This window comes from Bradyrhizobium sp. CIR48 (genome assembly GCF_014198315.1).
Taxonomy (GTDB): Bacteria; Pseudomonadota; Alphaproteobacteria; order Rhizobiales; family Xanthobacteraceae; genus Bradyrhizobium.
Window position 1 is genome coordinate 299,148 of the sequence record NZ_JACIHG010000004.1, and the last position, 17,085, is coordinate 316,232.

Here is a 17,085-nt window from a genome sequence, read left to right on the forward strand (position 1 = left end):
CGTTGACGGAAGAGGTGATTTCGTTGGGAGATCCGGCATGGCCAAGCGCGTCCTCGCGATCGGCATCGAACCCGGCAGTGCCGACTACAGCGCATTCCCGCAGCTCACGCCGGAGCTCGTGCGAACCTACATCGAGGCGCAGCTGTTGCGCCTGCGCGATCTCGGCTTCGAGGTCACGAGCTGCCTGATCGATCTCGACGCCACCGCGGAAGCCAGCGTCACGGCGGCGCTCCGCGACGAGACTTTCGACTGCATCGTGATCGGCGCCGGCCTGCGCGAGCCGAAGGAACGCCTCGTGCTGTTCGAGAAGGTGCTCAACCTCGTCCACCGCCTCGCGCCTGACGCTGCGATCTGCTTCAACACCACGCCCGCCGATACCGTCGAGGCCGTGCAGCGCTGGGTCGAACCGTAATCTTAGGCCTGGAGGCAAGTGCGCCGCCGGCTCGGCGGCCGCCACGTCTTTTCTGTGGCCTGCATGACATGGTGCATGATACGGTCGCTGCAATCCAGCGTAGAGCATGAATTCCGTTCGGGCCCTTCGATGTTCAGAGCCGTCGTCGTCATTGTCCCCGCCTTTGCCCTGTCCGGCTGCGATGCCTTTGGCGCGCTGAAAGACGGAATGCAGCACGCACGGGCCGTGGAGGGCGATCTCGAGCAATCGACCGGCGTCAGGCCGCAGGTCGGTTTCAACTGGCGCAATGGCCGCCTCGCATCGGTGACGGTCATGTTTCCGGGCCTTTATCAGACCAAGCCGTTGGGCGACCTCGCCGGCCTCGTGCGCGAGACGGTGACCAGGGAATTCAAGCAGGCACCGAACGCGATCGTGCTCTCGTTTGCCCTGGGCAAGGGTCCTTCGGCCTGAGGCCCCGCGCTGGCTGCGACAATTGGTCTGGTCCGGCGCCGTCCCGAGCGCTATGACTGGCGGCATCAACCGGGAGGATTCGGGATGCTTCGAGCTGTTGGAATGGCGGTGTGTCTGACGGTTGCGATGGCGGTGCCGGTGCATGAGGCCGCGGCCCAGGATGCCATCGGCGGCGCGATCATCGGCGGCGTCGGTGGGGCGATCCTCGGTGGTGCGCTCGGCGGAGGCCGCGGTGCTGCCATCGGCGCCGTCGTCGGTGCCGGCACGGGCGCCGCGATCGCCTCCGAAGGCGAGCGCCGCCGCTCCGGCTACTACGCCTATCAGCGCGGCTGCTACATGCAGAGGCCGGACGGCTACTACGTCCGGGTCGATCACAGGTATTGCTACTGAGCGATCATCGCGTTCTTGGCGAGCGCCCGCAACGCGCATCGCGACGGACGGTGTCTCGCCCTAGATCAACCGCATCCCGCGCAGGCTCGCATGCCCGCTCTTGCCGACGATGATGTGATCGTGCACGGCGATGCCGAGCGGTTTTGCGATGTCGATGATCGCCTTCGTCATCTGGATATCCGCCTGCGAGGGCGAGGGATCGCCTGAGGGATGGTTGTGCACCAGGATCAGCGCGGTCGCCGATAATTCCAGCGCGCGCTTGATCACTTCGCGCGGATACACCGGGGTGTGGTCGACGGTGCCGGTCTGCTGCACCTCGTCGGCGATGAGCTGGTTGCGCTTGTCGAGGAACAGCAGGCGAAACTGCTCCTTGTCGGCAAAGGCCATGCTGGAGCGGCAATAATCGATCACCTCGTTCCAGGACGACAGCGCGTTGCGGCTGTTGACCTCGCCCTTGCTCACTCGGCTCGCGGCAGCCGCGATCAGCTTGAGCTGGTTGATCGCGGCCTCGCCGATGCCGTCAACCTCGCGCAAGCGCGTCACCGGCGCGTGCACGACCTCGGCGAACGAGCCGAAGGTCTTGATCAGCGTTTTGGCGAGCGGCTTGGTGTCGCGCCGCGGCAGCGCCGGAAACAGCGCCATCTCCAGGAGCTCGTAGTCGCTCAGCGCATCCGAGCCGGCATTGTAGAAGCGCTCGCGCAGCCGCTCGCGATGGCCGTGATAATGCGGCGCGTCCTCAGGCTTGCTCTTGTCGTGGTCCGGCTTGGCGGGCATCGGCCGCCAGCATCGCCGGGGGCTAGCGCTTTTGCAACCGTCAATTGCGCGCCGGCGCGCCGGCCGATTTCCCGAGAGCGGGCGCCGTGACCGTCACCACCCCGGCGAGAATGAGCATCATTCCAGCAAGGCTGGACCAGGCCAAGTGCTCGCCGAGAATGGCGGTGCCGAGCGCCACGGCAAAGCCTGCGCGCAGATAGCTGCCGCTGGTCGTGCCGAGCGGGCCGAGCGTGTGGATCAGCCGGAAATAGATCACCATCGCGAAGGCGGTGCAGACCACCGCGAGAGCGACCACCGCCGCGATCGCCTGCGCGGGCGGCGGTGCCAGCGTCCACGGCCGTTCGAGAACGGCGGCGGCCGGGAGCATGAGAAGCGCGGCGCAGCTCATCGCCCCGGCCGCCGTGACAATTGCGGGGAGGCCCGCGAACCGCTGTCCCCAGATCGGCGCGAGCGCGTAGCAGAGGCTGGCGCCGAGCACCGCCATCTGCGCCAGCGGGTTGGCCGTGCCGATCCCCGATAGCGCGTCGGCGCCCATCGTCACGGCAACGCCCGCAAGTCCGAGCGCAACGCCGAGGATCTTCCGGCCGCTGATCGCCTGACGTCCGCGCCCGGTCATCAATGCGATCATCAGCACGAACATCGGCGGGGTCGCATTGAGCACGCCGGCAAGACCGCTTGCGATATGCATCTCGCCCCAGCTGATCAGGGCGAAGGGCAGCGCGCTTTGCAACAGCCCTTGCACGGCGAACGCCGCCCACACCGATCCGTGGCGGGGCAGGGTGTGTCCCTGCGAGGCTGCGAGCACGATCAGGATAATGGCCGCGATCGTCACCCGCGCGGCAACCATCGTGATGGGCGGAATCGTCGGGACCGCGATCTTGATGAGCGTGAACGAACTGCCCCAGATCAGCGAAAGCAGCAGCAGGAGCCCGATCTCGAATGCGAGACCGGTTTGCGGTGACGTGGTCTGTTGCGGCTGTGCGCTCATGCTTTGCTCCTGAAGCGATCGGCACCATGATCCGGAGCGGCGTTGCAGGCTGGCTGAATTCGGACCTCATCGCCCGGTCGAGTCCGATTTCAGCTACTCGGCGCGCCATGCGAACGTTAGTCTTCCACCATGGCGACAGGCTCGGCACCCCGGCAAACGCTGCCACCGCATCTCGACTGGGACACTTGCGATCGGGCGCGCCTGGCGCGTGCGCGCGCATTCGACGGGCTGTTCTTCTCCGGGGTGCGCTCGACGCGCATCTATTGCCGGCCGGTCTGTCCGGTTCGCCCCGCCCGTTCCGAGAACGTCACCTTCTATGCGACCGCGGCGGCCGCCGAGCGGGCCGGCTTCCGCCCGTGTTTGCGCTGCCGGCCGGAAACAGCGCCGGGCTCTCCGGCCTGGATGGGAACGGCTACGACAGTCGCGCGCGGCATGCGGCTGATCGATGACGGTTTTCTGGATCGGGCGTCGATGACGGAGCTTGCGGAGGCCCTTGGCGTCGGGCCGCGTCATCTGCTGCGCCTGTTCATGCGCCACGCCGGCGCCAGCCCCAGCGCGATCGCAGCAACCCGGCGCGTGCAGGAGGCCAAGCGGCTGATCGACCAGACCGGAATGACATTGGCGGAGATTGCGTTCGCTGCCGGCTTCGGCAGTGTGCGCCGCTTCAACGACGCCTTCATCACGACCTACAAGCGGGCGCCGTCGTCATTCCGCCGCAAGCGATAGGAATTTGGTTGTCATTCCGGGGCGCTCGCGTCAGCGAGTGAACCCGGAATCTCGAGATTCTCAGGTGCGCAAGGGCGCACATAGTCACTGCTTGCGTAGCGCCCCGGAATGACGGGTTATTACTGCCCGATCTGCTTCTCGCCGTGCCGCTCCGACAGTGTAAAAATCTCGACGCCATCAGCGGTGACGCCGACGGAGTGCTCGAACTGTGCTGACAGCGATCGGTCGCGGGTGACGGCAGTCCAGCCGTCGGAGAGAATCTTCACGTGCGGCTTGCCGAGATTGATCATCGGCTCGATGGTGAAGAACATGCCGGGCTTGAGCTGCACGCCTTCGCCGGGCCGGCCGATATGAATGATGTTCGGCTCGTCGTGGAACATGCGGCCCAGACCGTGGCCGCAGAAATCGCGCACCACGCTCATGCCCTGCGGCTCGACGAAGCTCTGGATGGCGTGACCGATGTCGCCGGTGGTGGCGCCGGGCTTCACCGCGGCGATGCCGCGCATCATCGCTTCATAGGTCACCTCGATCAGCCGCTCGGCCTTGCGTGCGATCGGGCCGACCGCATACATCCGGCTGGAATCGCCATACCAGCCGTCGACAATGAAGGTGACGTCGATGTTGACGATGTCGCCTTCCTTCAGTGGACGGTCACCGGGCATGCCGTGGCAGACCACATGGTTGAGCGAGGTGCAGGTCGAGTAGCGATAGCCGCGATACATCAGCGTCGCCGGATAGGCATTGTTGCTGAAAGCGAAGTCGCGGACGAATTCGTCGATGCGCTCGGTCGGCACGCCGGGCCCGACGATGTCGGTGAGCTCGTCGAGGCACTTCGCCACCAGCGCGCCCGCCTTGCGCATGCCGGCAAAGGCGCTCGGCCCATGCAGCTTGATCTGTCCGGTCTTGCGCAGGGAGGTATCGGAGGCTTCGACGTAGCTCATGCGGGCGCAATCTTCTGAGGTGGGCTCGATATCGGCGGAAAGTCTTGATTTCAGGCCCCAATTTAATGATTGCGGGCCTTCGCGCAAGCCAAGGCGGAGCGTTTTCGAGCGACGTGGCTACCGGTTCGTGTGAAGAAAACGCGTCAAAACAAGGATCTTGCCGCCTGTTGCGCCCGAAAGCGGGCCTAATTCGGGACTTCTACGGTGGTTTCCACCGGCAGCGCGCCGCCGCGGATGCGGATTTCGCGGACGGGGTAGGGAACCCGGATGCCCTCGCGCTTGAAGGCGTCCCACAGTGCCAGCATCACGTCGCTCTTGACGTTGTCCATGCCGTCGGGGTCCGCGATCCAGAAGGTCAGCGAGAACTTCATTCCGGCTTCCGCGAACTCGGTCAGGATGGAGTTCGGCGGCTTGCCCTTGGTCGCGCGCGGATGGGCCGCGGCGGTCTCGGCGGCGAGCTTGGTGACCAGGCGGGGGTCGGCGTCGTAATTGATGCCGAAGGCGATCTTCACCAGCGTGTTCTTGTCGGTATAGGTCCAGTTGACGACCTTCTGCGTCACCAGATCCTCGTTCGGCACCAGGAACTCGCGGCCGTCGCCGGCGGCGACGGAAATGTAACGCGTCTTCATCGCGCTGATGCGGCCGGTATTGTCGCCGATGGTGACGAGGTCGCCGGGCTTCACCGATTTGTCGGCGAGCAGGATGATGCCCGAGATGAAGTTGGCCACGATCTTCTGCAGGCCGATACCGATGCCGACGCCGACCGCGCCGGAGAACACCGCAAGCGCCGACAGGTCGATGCCGACCGCGCCGAGCGCAATGACGATTGCGACGGCAAGAAGCCCGATGCGGATGATCTTGACCAGCAGCACCTGCACGGACGGCGTCAGATCGGTGGTTGCGTTGATCCGGCTCTCGGCGAAATTGCTCGCGATGTTGGTGAGCCACAGCGCGATCAGCAGGAGCGCGCCGGCCTTGAGGACCAGCAGCGGGGTCAGCCTGAGGCCGCCGAGCACGATCGCGTAGGAATCGAGCAGGTCGACCGTCGTATCGAGCTGGCCGAGGATCGAGAGCGCGGCGAGAAGCCACGCCGTGATCGACACCAGGCGGACGATGAAGGCATTGCGCAGCACCGAGGTCACCAGCCGGATCACGAGCCAGGCGAAGCCCAGCTTGGCGGCGACCATCAGCAGATAGGAACGGCTCGGCCAGGTCGCGTGATACATCACCACGCGCGAGATGATCACGAGCAAAGTGAACACCGCCGTCGAGGCGCTGGAGACCATCACCCGGGCGAAGTGCCGAAGCGGCAGCGGCCAGCGCATGGTCAGCGCGGTCATGTCGACCCGATTGCGCACGCCGGTCTCCGCGGCATAGGCGATGCCGGCTGCGGCCAGGATGAGGCCGAATTGCAGGTAGAACCAGGGCGAGGAGATTTCCGCCCCGACGCTGCGCGCGGTGGTCTGCACGAACTCCATGAAGTCCTTGAGGTCCATGTCCATCGGTCTCGTCGGCAAGCGGGGAGGAATTGATTCGAGGGAGCCGCAGAATCCCACAAAGAGCGCGGCCGGGCCATCGATACACCGTGAAGTGAAGTGCGTTAAGGCCGTAAAATGCGGGCAGATTGCCGCGAGCGGGAGAAATGGGTTGGCGTGCCGCTGCGGCGACGATAGAGATGCTGAAGCAGAATGATTGTTGGACGAATAGGGTACCGGCAAGCGCGCTCTTCGCCTCTCCCCGCTTGCGGGGAGAGGCCGGATCGTATCGTCAGATGCGATCCGGGTGAGGGGGACTCTCCGCGAGTCCATCTGTCACCGCCCCCGCGGAGAGCCCCCCTCACCCCAACCCTCTCCCCGCAAGCGGGGCGAGGGGGCGCACTGCCGGTGCCTGCCTAGCCCTTTATTGCGTCCATTCCGGAGTAACCCGCAGCACCGCATGGCCTCTCTCGACTCCGTCAGCATCGCCATATTGCTCGGCTCCGTCCTCGTGATGGCCGGTATCCTGTCGAGCCTGCTTGCGCTGCGCTTCGGAGCGCCCTTGCTGCTCGTCTTCCTTGTGATCGGCATGCTCGCGGGCGATTCCGGCCCCGGCGGGCTCCAGTTCGACGACGTCCGCACCACCTATCTGGTCGGCTCGGTGGCGCTGGCCCTGATCCTGTTCGACGGTGGCCTGCGAACGCGCTTTGCCAGCATCCGCACCGTGCTCGCGCCGTCCGTTGTGCTCGCGACCGTCGGCGTGCTCTTGACCGCGCTGATCACGGCGCCGTTCGCCAAATACGCGCTCGACCTCAATTGGACGGAGTCGCTGCTGGTCGGCGCGGTGGTCGCCTCGACCGACGCCGCCGCCGTCTTCCTGCTGGTGCACACCCAGGGCCTGCGCCTGCGCCCGCGCGTCGGCGCGACGCTGGAGGCCGAATCCGGCACCAACGATCCTTTCGCGATCTTCCTCACTTTGATGCTGGTCGAATACATCTCACTGGGATCGAGCTCCGCAAGCCATGTGGCGATGGAGTTCATCCAGGAGGCGGTGCTGGGCGCCGTCGTCGGCGTCTTCGGCGGACGGCTCGTCGTCATCGCGCTCAACAAGGTCGCGCTGCCGCAGGGTCTGCACGCGCCGTTCGTGACGACCGCGGCGCTCGTGATCTTCGGCGGCTCGCAGATCATGCACGCCTCCGGCTTCCTCGCTGTTTATCTGGCCGGCATCATCATCGGCAACCGGCCGACCCGCGCGCACAATTCGGTAGTGGCTTTCCTCGATGCCGCAACCTGGCTGGCGCAGATCGTGATGTTCGTGCTGCTCGGCCTGCTGGTCTCGCCGAGCCGGTTAGGGGCCAGCGTGCTGCCGGCGGTCGGGGTCGCCTTCGTGCTGATGCTGGTGGCGCGGCCGATCGCCGTGTTCGTGTGCCTGGCGCCGTTCCGCTTCAACTGGCGCGAAAAGATCTTCATCGCGTGGACCGGCCTGCGCGGCGCCGTCGCGATCTTCCTGGCCTCGATCCCGATGCTGGTCGGCCTGTCCAAGGCCTATCTCTATTTCGACGTCGCCTTCGTCGTCGTCATCATCTCGCTGCTCTTGCAAGGCTGGACGCTGGCACCCGCCGCGCGCAAGCTGCATGTCGCTCTGCCGCGCGCCGAGCGCGGTCCGCGCCGTGTCGAGCTGGATCTGCCCGGCCAGCTCGAGCAACAGCTGGTCGGCTATCCGGTGCGGCCCAAGAGCCTGTATTTCCGCCGCGGCCTGATCCCGTCCTGGTCGAAGCCGACGCTGGTGATCCGCAATGAGAACATTCTGACGCCGCTGGAGGCCGACCCCATCGCGCCCGGCGACTACATCTACCTGCTGGCGCCGCCGGAAAAGGCCGAATCGCTCGACCGCTTCTTCGTCGACATGCAGCCGAGCTCGGCGCCCGATCCGCATCTGCTCGGCGACTTCATGGTCTCCGGTGAGCACACGCTGGCCGAGCTCGCCGGGATCTACGGCGTCAAGGTCGGCGAGGACGAGAGCAAGCTGACGCTGGCCGATTATTTCGACGTCCATCTCGACCGCGCCCCGAAAGAGGGCGCCGAGCTCCCGCTCGACGAGATCGTGCTGGTCGCGCGCAGCATCTCCGGCGGCCGCGTCAATGTCGTCGGCCTGCGCCTGCCGGAAGAAGACGAGACGCCACCGCCGCTGACGCGGGCGCAGGCGCTGCGGCGCAGGCTCGCGGACGTGTGGACGTCGGTGGCGGGAGTTTAGCGGGGCTCGACCTTCGCTTTTCGAATGACAGTTCGTAGCCCGGATGGAGCGCAGCGTAATCCGGGGCCGCTGTATCGGTACGGAAGAGTCCCGGATTGCGCTGCGCTCCATCCGGGCTACGCCCTCACATCAGCACCTTCACCCCGCCAAAACTCGTCACCCGCCCCTGTTTCAGCATCACGATCTGCGTCGCGAGCTGGCGCAGCTCGGCGGCGTCGTGGCTGACATAGACCATCGGCACGTTCGCCTCGTCGCGCAGCCGCACCAGATAAGGCAGGATCTCGAGCTTGCGGCCCTCGTCGAGCGCGCCGAGCGGTTCGTCGAGCAGCAGCAGGCGCGGTTTTGCCAGCAGCGCGCGTCCGAGCGCGACGCGCTGGCGCTCGCCGCCGGAGAGCTTCCCGGGACGGCGGCCCTGCAGGTTACCGATATCGAGCAGGTCGATGACGCGCTTGTGCTGCGCCGAATCCGGCGCCAGGCGGTTCATCTGCCGTCCATAGTCGAGATTCTGCGCGACGTTGAGATGCGGGAATAGCCGTGCGTCCTGGAATACATAGCCGATGCGGCGGCGCCAGGCCGGGACATGGATGCCGGCCGCAGTGTCGTCGACGGTTTCGCCGTCGATCACGATGGTGCCGCGGTCGGGCCGCAACAGCCCTGCGATCATGTTGACCAGCGACGTCTTGCCGGAGCCCGAGGCGCCGAACAGGCCGATGACGCGGCCCTCGCCGGTGAAGGATGCTTGAAGCGAGAATTCACCGAGTTGCTTCTCGACGTCGACGCGCAGCATGGTCAATTCCCGTGCAGGCGCTGCGTAGCGCGGCGAGCGAACCATTCGGCGGCGATCAGTGCGCCCAGCGCCAGCACGATCGAGACGATCACGAGCCGGCCGGCCGCGGCGTCACCGTCCGGCGTCTGGATCAGCGAATAGATCGCCGAGGAAATCGTCTGGGTCTCACCGGGAATGTTGGAGACGAAGGTGATGGTGGCGCCGAACTCGCCGATCGCCTTGGCAAAGCCGAGCACCATGCCGGCGAGCACGCCCGGCAGCGCCAGCGGCAGCGTCACCGTGAAGAACACCTTCCATGGCGCGGCACCGAGCGTCTCGGCGGCCTGCTCGAGCCGGCGGTCGATCGCCTCGATCGACAGCCGCATCGGGCGCACCAACAGCGGGAACGACATCAGGCCGCAGGCAAGCGCCGCTCCGGTCCAGCGGAAGGCGAAGACGATGCCGAAAGTGTCGGCCAGGAAGCCGCCGACGAGTCCCTTGCGGCCGAAGGTGAGGAGCAGGAGATAACCGGTGACGACAGGCGGCAGCACCAGCGGCAGATGCACGAATGCGTCGAGCATCGACTTGCCCCAAAAGTCCTTGCGGGCAAGCAGCCACGCCAGCGCAATGCCGAATGGCGTCGCCACCAGCGTTGCGATGATCGCGACCCTGAGCGAGAGCAGGATCGCGGTCCATTCGGCGGGAGAGATGTCTGACATCAAGTGGTGAATATCAGATTGTCGGGCTGACCAGGAACTTGAAGCCGTATTTTTCCAGAATGGTCTTGGCGGCCGAGGAACGCAGGAAGGCGAGATAGTCGCTGGTCCCGTCCTTCGCCGTCGTGGTCGCGGCGACCGGATAGATGATCGCGGGATGCGACTCCGCCGGGAAGGTGCCGACGATCTTGACACCGGGCTCGACCTTGGCGTCGGTGGCATAGACGATGCCGAGGTTGGCCTCGCCGCGCGCCACCAGCGTCAGCGCGGCGCGCACACTCTCGGCCATCGCGAATTTCGGCTCTGCGGCCTGCCATGCCCCGAGCTTCTCCAGCGCCGCCTTGGCGTATTTGCCGACGGGTACGGACTTGACGTCGCCGGTTGCGATCCTGCCGTCACCGGCGAGCTTGGCGAGGTCGAAACCTTGCGTGATGGTGACGTTGTCGATCTTGGAATCCTTTGGCGCGATCAGCACGATGCTGTTGCCGAGCAGATTGACTCTGGAAGGCTCGTTGATGGTCTTCCTGGCGATCGCGTAGTCCATCCAGTCGGTGTCGGCGGAGACGAACACGTCGGCCGGCGCACCCTGCTCGATCTGCCGCGCCAGCACCGAGCTCGCGGCATAGCTGACCGAGAATTTGACGCCGGACTTGGCGGTGTAGGCGGCATCGATCTCGTCGAGCGCGTTCTTCATCGACGCCGCGGCGAACACGGTGATGGTCTTGTCCTCGGCGGCGGCCGGCGAAAGGCTCGCGCTTGCGAGGATCACGAGGGCGGTGAAAAGTCGACAAATGCGTAACATGGGGAGCGCTCCGTGCGAGGCCGCGCGCGCAAGATGCACGCACAGGTCTGGCGTTGGTGGGTCAGGTTGCGACGGGTGGAAGCGCTGCTCCACGGGGCCCGGCTGCGGCTTACGGCCGGCAGGGATATCGCAATTGCGAAGATAGCAGGCTGGCGCCCGAGGTCAAAGGGTGGCCGCTTGTCCGGCCGGGCGGGCCTATTGCGCCGGCAGGATCGCGATCCCGACCGAATTCTCCTTGGCGCCGCTGAGCTGAAGTACGAAAGGCTGCGCCGAAAGCTCGTATTTCACGGACTTGCGGATGCCGCCGCAATCGGTCGCACCGCTGAAGGCCACGGGCTTGAGAACGTGCCCATCCTGGACCACGTCGATCCAGGCGCCGGCGGACAGGCCGATCGTGTAGAGCCCGGCCGTGGCGGACTTGACGCTCGTGAAGCCGGCGAAGCTGCCGTCCTTGGGCGCGCGCTCCGGCGGCGTCGGCAGTTTTGCCTCGCTTGGGGCAACCAGTCCCAGCGTGATGGCCGAGGAGGGCAAGCTCGCCTGCTCGCTGCCCGATGCGAGCGTTATGCGGTCCGGCGCGGTGAGCGCGGCGCGCTCGCGCTCGATCGGCCATTTGAACTTGTCGCAGCCGCTCGGTTCTTCAGCGGCGAGAGCGGAGGTCGCGCCGAACGAGAGCGCAGCGAGGAAGGCAAAGACGCGCATGTGAAATCCCATCGTTGGCCGCGCGAGCGGTGCGAGGCTTGCGGTCAGGCTTGTTCGACGGGATGCGCGTCCCGGAGATGCCGCGGGCTTACGGCTGAGCGGCGAGGTCATCCTAGCGCATTATTATGACGCGAACCAACCAACGAGTTCGTCATTCCGGGACGACAGCGGCAGCGCGGCCCACACACGTTACGGCTTTGCATCCGCCGCGTGCAGCACCGCCTTGCACGCCGCCGGCATCTGCGCCAGCGTCATCGGCGGCTTCGGCTTTGGCGGCTCCGGCGGCGGCTTGGGGTGCAGCACCGCGTCGGAGAACCAATAGGCGAGATCGGCGGGCTTGCAGCCTTCGTCCTCGGCCTGCGACGGCTGGCCCTCGCATTCGCCGGCGCCCGCTGGGCAGCGCATGCGGATGTGGAAATGGTAATCGTGGCCCCACCAGGGGCGGATCTTCGAGAGCCAGGCGCGGTCGCCCTTGGCCTCGCGGCACAACGCCTTCTTGATCGCGGCGTTGACGAAGATGCGCTGCACTGCCGGCTCCCGCGCCGCGTCGCGCAGCACCAGCACATGGCCTGACGTGAACACTTTTGGATCGATGTCGAGCCGGTCGTGGCGCACCATCATCACCGCCGACATGTCCTCGCGTTCCTCGCGCGAGAGGCGGCGGTCCGGCATCGGCGTCAGCCAGATGTCGGCATCGAGGCCGATCTGGTGGCTGGCGTGGCCCGACAGCGCCGGGCCGCCGCGCGGCTGAGCGATGTCGCCGACCAGGATGCCCGGCCATCCCGCGTCCTTGCGCGCTTTGGCCGCGAGCCGCTTGATCAGCGCGATCATCTCGGGGTGGCCGTAGCTGCGGTTGCGCGACAGTCGCATCACCTGCCAATTGTCGCCGTTGAGCGGCATCTGCTCGGCGCCGCCGATGCAGCCCTTGGTGTAGGAGCCGATGACATGGGCCGCCCCCTTCGACGGCAGCAGCTTGCGCGCGAACAGCTCCTTGGCGGCGAGATCGGGGTCGTTGGGATTGGCCAGCGGCGGCAGCGGCTTCGGGGTGACGCTGCCCTTGTCCTGGGCCAGCGCGCCGCCGGCGGTCAGGAACGTCGCTAAAACCAGGAGAGGGGTGAGGCGGCGGGGACTCATGCGCAGCCCTTATAACCCAACACGGCGTCGGGGTTAAGAATCGGGCTGTGCTGCGGCGGACGATCTCACAGCGTCTTGACGGCCGTTGCCCCAGCGCGAAGGCGCGCCCGGCATGTCGATCCCACGTCCAACAAGGTCGTCCAAAAGTCGTAGTTTTTTCGTGGGGCCAGCCGGATTCTTAACAGTGCGATAACCGTATCCTGCATTGACCAAAATACATGCGCGGAGCGAGGACCGTTTTCCAGCGGCATGCAAGCCGATGCATTTTCGGAATTGAATCATGAATAGCGCGCATATTTGCGTCGCGTCGTTCTGCGATAGCGGCGAGGCAACAGGTTTGCCGCGCCCTGTGACGCTGCTGCGCCTCTCAAACAGGCAAATCGATCCGGTTTACAGTTGCCGCAAGGCGCGGCCCCGGCCGGCCGGACCACCCAAGATTACTTTTTTTTCAGACACTTGCCCCAAAACTTGCGCCGTTGGGCGCGACTGGGACGAGTGAAGTTGGGTTTGGGGTCTCGAAAAACAAGAAAACGAAAGCAAAGCGTGCTTGCCCGGGCCGGCCAATCGCCGCGCAAGCCGCGCTTCGTGCGCGCGCCGCGCTCCCTTTCGGAGCGCGATGAAGTCCTGCGCAGCCGCGCCGAGGCGGAAGCCGCGATCGCGGACGCGCGCAAATCCCACGAACGCCTGCGCCAGGCCGTCGACATCCTGCCGCAAGGCATCGTGTTTCTCGACGCCGAAGGCCGCTACGTCCTCTGGAACAAGAAATACGCCGAGATCTACAGCAAGACCGCCGATCTGTTCGAAGAGGGCGCGCGTCTCGAAGACACGCTGCGCATCGGCGTTGCCCGCGGCGATTATCCTGAGGCGATCGGCCACGAGGACGAGTGGATCGCCGAGCGCCTGCAAAGGCTCTATCAGCCCGGCGCGCGCCACGAGCAAAAGCTGTCGGACGGCCGCGTCATCCTGATCGACGAGCGCCTGACCGACGATGGCGGCGTCGTCGGCCTTCGCGTCGACATCACCGAGTTGAAGCAGCGCGAGGCCTCGTTCCGCCTGCTGTTCGACGGCAATCCCGTTCCCATGATCGTCTGCGCGCTGGACGACGAGCGCATCCTCGGCGTCAACGACGCCGCGGTCGCGCATTACGGTTACAGCCGCGCCGAGTTCGAGCGACTGAAGATCCGCTCGCTGCAGGCTTTCGACAGCGAGCCGCCCTGGACCGCCGGCTCGACCGGCGAGGAGCAGGCCGGCCGCACCTGGAAGCACGTCAAGGCCGACGGCGCGCTGATCGACCTTGCGATCTATTCCCGCGAATTGACCTATGCCGAGCGGCCGGCGGTGCTGCTCGCGCTGATGGACATCACCGAGCGCAAGCGCGCCGAGGCGCGGCTCGCCTTCATGGCCCAGCACGACGGCCTGACCGGCCTGCCCAACCGCAGCCTGCTGCGCCAGCAGGTGGACGAGATGCTGCTGCACACGCGGCGCAGCACCGACAAGGTCGCGCTGCTGATGCTGGGGCTCGACAGTTTCAAGTCGGTCAACGACACGCTGGGACACGCGGTCGGCGACAAGCTGCTGCGCGGCGTCGCCAAGCGGCTGCGCTCCACCTTGCGCGAGGAAGACGCGCTGGCACGGCTCAATTCCGACGAGTTCGCGATCGTGCAGAGCGGCCTGACGCGTCCCGAGGACGCGGTGATGCTGGCAAAACGTCTGCTCGCGGCGATCGCCGATCCCTATCTGCTCGACGGCCATTCCGTGGTGATCGGCGCCTCGATCGGCATCGCGATGGCGCCGGGCGACGGCGATGATTCCGAAAAGCTGCTCAAGAGCGCCGACATGGCGCTGTCGCGCGCCAAGCTGGACGCGCGCGGCACCTTCGCCTTCTTCGAGGCCGCGCTCGATGCCAAAGCGCAGAGCCGCCGCAAGATCGAGGTCGAGCTGCGCGGCGCGATCCAGAACGACGTGCTGCACCCTTACTATCAGCCATTGATCGACCTGCAGAGCGGCCGCATCACCGGCTTCGAGGCGCTGGTGCGCTGGCCGCATGCCGAGCGCGGCATGGTCTCGCCGGCCGAGTTCATTCCGGTCGCCGAGGATACCGGCCTGATCAATCCGCTCGGCGGGCTGATGCTGCGCAGGGCGTGCCTCGATGCCGCGACCTGGCCGGACGACGTCCGCGTCGCGGTCAACCTGTCGCCGCTGCAGTTCCGTAGCGGCAATCTGCTTTCGATCGTGACGGACGCCTTGAGGCATTCCGGCCTGCCGCCGCGGCGGCTCGAGCTCGAGATCACCGAGACGCTGCTGCTGGAGAAGAGCGCGCAGGTGCTGGCGACGCTGCATGCGTTGCGCGCGCTCGGGGTGCGGATCTCGATGGACGATTTCGGCACCGGCTATTCCAGCCTCAGCTATTTGCGGAGTTTTCCGTTCGACAAGATCAAGATCGACCGGTCCTTCGTGCGCGATTTAGGGGCCAATCGCGAGGCCCAGGCGATCATCCGCTCCATCGTCAGCCTCGGGAAGGGTCTTGGCGTCACCATCACCGCCGAAGGCGTCGAGACCGAAGCCGAGCTCAGCTGCCTGCGCACCGAGGGCTGCGACGAGGGCCAGGGCTTCCTGTTCAGCAAGGCCCGGCCGAACGCCGAGATCATCAGCCTGCTGGCCGCGCAGCGCGGCATCGACGGCGAGGACGCCGCGCTGGTGGCGTAGATCTTGGAGCGTCCGCTTCCAGGTTGAAGTTCGGGGCTACCGGCGACAGTGGCGGATGAACGTCACATTCCGGGCGTATAGGTACGTGTACGGGTCCACCTGTTCGAGCGCGTGGTGCTTCATCACCCAGTCCCGCACCGCAGGCGCATAGGACGACATCATCAACTGAGTCTCGCCGGGGTTGATGCTGCGGTCGCCGTGATGCGCGGCGTGAAACATGAAATAGCCGCTCGGGGCAATGCAGATCTTGTCGAGGGGAACGACCCCCAGGACCGTTGTGCAAGACGACTTGCAGCGACCGTCGATCACCACGCGATCATATTCTGCGTTGACGTGTGTGTAGGTGTAGATATGCGCGGCGGTGTTTCCGCCGGGGTCGTGAAGGTAATAGACCTTTTCCGCAGAGGCGGGCGCCGCCATGACCAACGTGAAGAGGATCGTACCGATCAGGGTTGGAATCCGCCGCATATCACCTCCCTTTTGTCTGGGCGTGTCCTGCAGATTATGCTGTTGTGAGACGCTACCTTAGGCTGCCGAAGGGTGTGATCAAAATGCGTTGAGCAACCCTATGGATCCAGCCAACGTGTCCGCGATCGGCCGCCGTCGCTCGGCGCGCACCGAGCTTGAGCCGACAAGCGGATCACGGCTCGGGCGTTGACAGGATTGCCTTCCCCACATCCTCGTAATGGCTATCCCGCGCCTGGATCTGCTGCGCGATCGCGTGCATGTCGCGAAATCGGCGTTCGAACGGGTTGCTGCGAAACACCGCGGTCGCGCCGGCCATGTGATAGGCGGTGTCGACCACACGTGCCGATTGATGGATGGTCCAGGTCGCGGCCAGTCGCACCGCGCTGCGGTGCGCGGCGCTGAACTCGCCCGTCGCGGACAGCTCGCGCCACATCGCAGTCGCGGAGGCATGGAGATAGGCGCGCGCGGCGCGCAAATCGCCTTCGGTGCGGCCGATCAGCCCCTGGACCGCCGCGTTGCCGCGCATCGCGCCGGCCGCCAGTGACGGGCGCTTTTCGCGCGCAAGTGCAATCGCTGCATCCAGCGTCGCGCGTGCCACGCCGAGCGACACCGCGGCAAAGCCGAGGCTGAAGGCAGCGCCGGTGCCGATCCTGTAGAGCGGGCCGGTCTCGCGCAAGCCTGACGGCACGTCGCGGAACGCCGTGAAGCGCTCGGGGACGAAGAGGTCGCTCACCTCGTAGGAATCGGTGCCGGTGCCGGCGAGCCCGATCGCCTGCCAGACATCGTGCAACGTCGCGCTTGCGGCAGGAAACAGAATGGTGCGCACTTCCGGCGAGCCATCGGCGTTCTTGCGCGGCGTGCCGTCAGTCCCGAGAATGCGCACATGCGCGCCCAGCCAGCTTGCCTGCCGCGAGCCCGAGGCAAAATCCCACCGCGCCGTGACGCGATAGCCGCCGCCGACCGCGCGCGCCTCGTGCGCGATCGCGCCCCAGGCCAGGATGCCGGGCGCAGTGTTGAAGATCTCCTGCGCGGTATCGCGATCGAGCGAGGCCGCGATCATCGCGCAGACGCTGCATTGCCCGAGACACCAGGCCGTGGACGCATCCGCCTTCGCGATCTCCTCCAGCATCTGCATGAAGGTTTCGATGGGAGCTTCAGCTCCGCCGAGGCTCTGCGGCAGCAGCGCGCGATAAAAGCCGTTCTCGATCAGCGCCGCGACCACGGAAGGCGTCAGCCGCCGCGTCCGCTCGATCTCGTCCGCTTCGCGCGCGATCAGCGGCGCGATGGCGCGGGCACGTTCGACGAGTTCAGATCCGGGAAGCTCCGACATTCGCGTGTCCTCGCCCCTTCTGTCGTGAGCGGTGAGAACAGGATGGTGGTCTAT

At 66.0% G+C, this 17,085-nt stretch carries 17 protein-coding genes; 6 read left to right on the forward strand and 11 right to left on the reverse strand.

Going from position 1 to position 17,085, the window contains the following annotated elements; genetic code table 11:
* Window positions 1–37 precede the first annotated feature (37 nt).
* The 3 genes from GGD66_RS14995 to GGD66_RS15005 all read left to right on the forward strand — a co-directional run bounded on the left by GGD66_RS14995 (window position 38) and on the right by GGD66_RS15005 (window position 1,252).
* Complete coding sequence (locus GGD66_RS14995; RefSeq protein WP_092261244.1) at window positions 38–412, forward strand: hypothetical protein; 375 nt, start codon at window positions 38–40, stop codon at window positions 410–412.
* 129 nt (window positions 413–541) lie between these two features.
* On the forward strand, window positions 542–862 hold the full coding sequence (locus tag GGD66_RS15000) for a hypothetical protein (RefSeq protein WP_183258225.1): 321 nt from the start codon (window positions 542–544) through the stop codon (window positions 860–862).
* Between the two features lie 84 nt (window positions 863–946).
* On the forward strand, window positions 947–1,252 hold the full coding sequence (locus tag GGD66_RS15005; RefSeq protein ID WP_026201668.1) for a hypothetical protein: 306 nt from the start codon (window positions 947–949) through the stop codon (window positions 1,250–1,252).
* A gap of 60 nt (window positions 1,253–1,312) precedes the next feature.
* On the opposite strand, the gene radC is transcribed toward GGD66_RS15005, so the two are convergent.
* A complete protein-coding gene (radC, locus tag GGD66_RS15010; protein WP_183258226.1) occupies window positions 1,313–2,026 on the reverse strand; it encodes a RadC family protein in 714 nt (237 codons plus the stop codon).
* A gap of 40 nt (window positions 2,027–2,066) precedes the next feature.
* On the reverse strand, window positions 2,067–3,014 hold the full coding sequence (locus GGD66_RS15015; protein WP_183258227.1) for a DMT family transporter: 948 nt from the start codon (window positions 3,012–3,014) through the stop codon (window positions 2,067–2,069).
* A 129-nt stretch (window positions 3,015–3,143) separates the two neighbouring features.
* On the opposite strand from GGD66_RS15015, the gene GGD66_RS15020 reads away from it, so the two are divergent.
* Window positions 3,144–3,740, forward strand: a complete 597-nt coding sequence (locus GGD66_RS15020; RefSeq protein WP_183258228.1) for a bifunctional transcriptional activator/DNA repair enzyme AdaA — start codon at window positions 3,144–3,146, stop codon at window positions 3,738–3,740.
* 119 nt (window positions 3,741–3,859) lie between these two features.
* On the opposite strand, the gene map is transcribed toward GGD66_RS15020, so the two are convergent.
* On the reverse strand, window positions 3,860–4,681 hold the full coding sequence (map, locus tag GGD66_RS15025; RefSeq protein WP_183258229.1) for a type I methionyl aminopeptidase: 822 nt from the start codon (window positions 4,679–4,681) through the stop codon (window positions 3,860–3,862).
* Between the two features lie 185 nt (window positions 4,682–4,866).
* Window positions 4,867–6,183 carry a mechanosensitive ion channel family protein gene (locus GGD66_RS15030; RefSeq protein WP_183258230.1) on the reverse strand — a complete coding sequence of 439 codons (1,317 nt, stop codon included), beginning with the start codon at window positions 6,181–6,183 and terminating at the stop codon, window positions 4,867–4,869.
* A gap of 433 nt (window positions 6,184–6,616) precedes the next feature.
* Here GGD66_RS15030 and GGD66_RS15035 point away from each other — a divergent pair, with 433 nt between their 5' ends.
* Complete coding sequence (locus tag GGD66_RS15035) at window positions 6,617–8,410, forward strand: potassium/proton antiporter (RefSeq protein WP_183236754.1); 1,794 nt, start codon at window positions 6,617–6,619, stop codon at window positions 8,408–8,410.
* Window positions 8,411–8,534: 124 nt separating this feature from the next.
* Here the strand turns inward: GGD66_RS15035 and modC are convergent, their stop codons facing one another.
* The 5 genes from modC to mepA form a co-directional block, all read right to left on the reverse strand.
* Entirely contained in the window at window positions 8,535–9,197 is a 663-nt protein-coding gene (gene modC / locus GGD66_RS15040) for a molybdenum ABC transporter ATP-binding protein (protein ID WP_183258231.1), read from the reverse strand.
* A 2-nt stretch (window positions 9,198–9,199) separates the two neighbouring features.
* Window positions 9,200–9,895 carry a molybdate ABC transporter permease subunit gene (gene modB / locus GGD66_RS15045; protein WP_018316404.1) on the reverse strand — a complete coding sequence of 232 codons (696 nt, stop codon included), beginning with the start codon at window positions 9,893–9,895 and terminating at the stop codon, window positions 9,200–9,202.
* A 13-nt stretch (window positions 9,896–9,908) separates the two neighbouring features.
* Entirely contained in the window at window positions 9,909–10,694 is a 786-nt protein-coding gene (gene modA / locus GGD66_RS15050) for a molybdate ABC transporter substrate-binding protein (protein ID WP_183258232.1), read from the reverse strand.
* 195 nt (window positions 10,695–10,889) lie between these two features.
* Window positions 10,890–11,393 (reverse strand): hypothetical protein, encoded by a 504-nt coding sequence (locus tag GGD66_RS15055; RefSeq protein WP_183258233.1) that lies wholly within the window; start codon window positions 11,391–11,393, stop codon window positions 10,890–10,892.
* Between the two features lie 189 nt (window positions 11,394–11,582).
* Window positions 11,583–12,527: a penicillin-insensitive murein endopeptidase gene (gene mepA / locus GGD66_RS15060; RefSeq protein ID WP_183258234.1), complete on the reverse strand. Its 945-nt coding sequence runs from the start codon at window positions 12,525–12,527 to the stop codon at window positions 11,583–11,585.
* 543 nt (window positions 12,528–13,070) lie between these two features.
* Here mepA and GGD66_RS15065 point away from each other — a divergent pair.
* The gene (locus tag GGD66_RS15065; protein WP_183258235.1) at window positions 13,071–15,233 is read left to right on the forward strand and encodes an EAL domain-containing protein; all 2,163 of its coding nucleotides are present in this window, start codon (window positions 13,071–13,073) and stop codon (window positions 15,231–15,233) included.
* 36 nt (window positions 15,234–15,269) lie between these two features.
* On the opposite strand, the gene GGD66_RS15070 is transcribed toward GGD66_RS15065, so the two are convergent.
* Together GGD66_RS15070 and GGD66_RS15075 are read right to left on the reverse strand one after the other, a co-directional pair.
* Window positions 15,270–15,701 carry a hypothetical protein gene (locus GGD66_RS15070; protein WP_092261233.1) on the reverse strand — a complete coding sequence of 144 codons (432 nt, stop codon included), beginning with the start codon at window positions 15,699–15,701 and terminating at the stop codon, window positions 15,270–15,272.
* A 172-nt stretch (window positions 15,702–15,873) separates the two neighbouring features.
* A complete protein-coding gene (locus tag GGD66_RS15075) occupies window positions 15,874–17,031 on the reverse strand; it encodes an acyl-CoA dehydrogenase family protein (protein ID WP_092261232.1) in 1,158 nt (385 codons plus the stop codon).
* Window positions 17,032–17,085 lie beyond the last annotated feature (54 nt).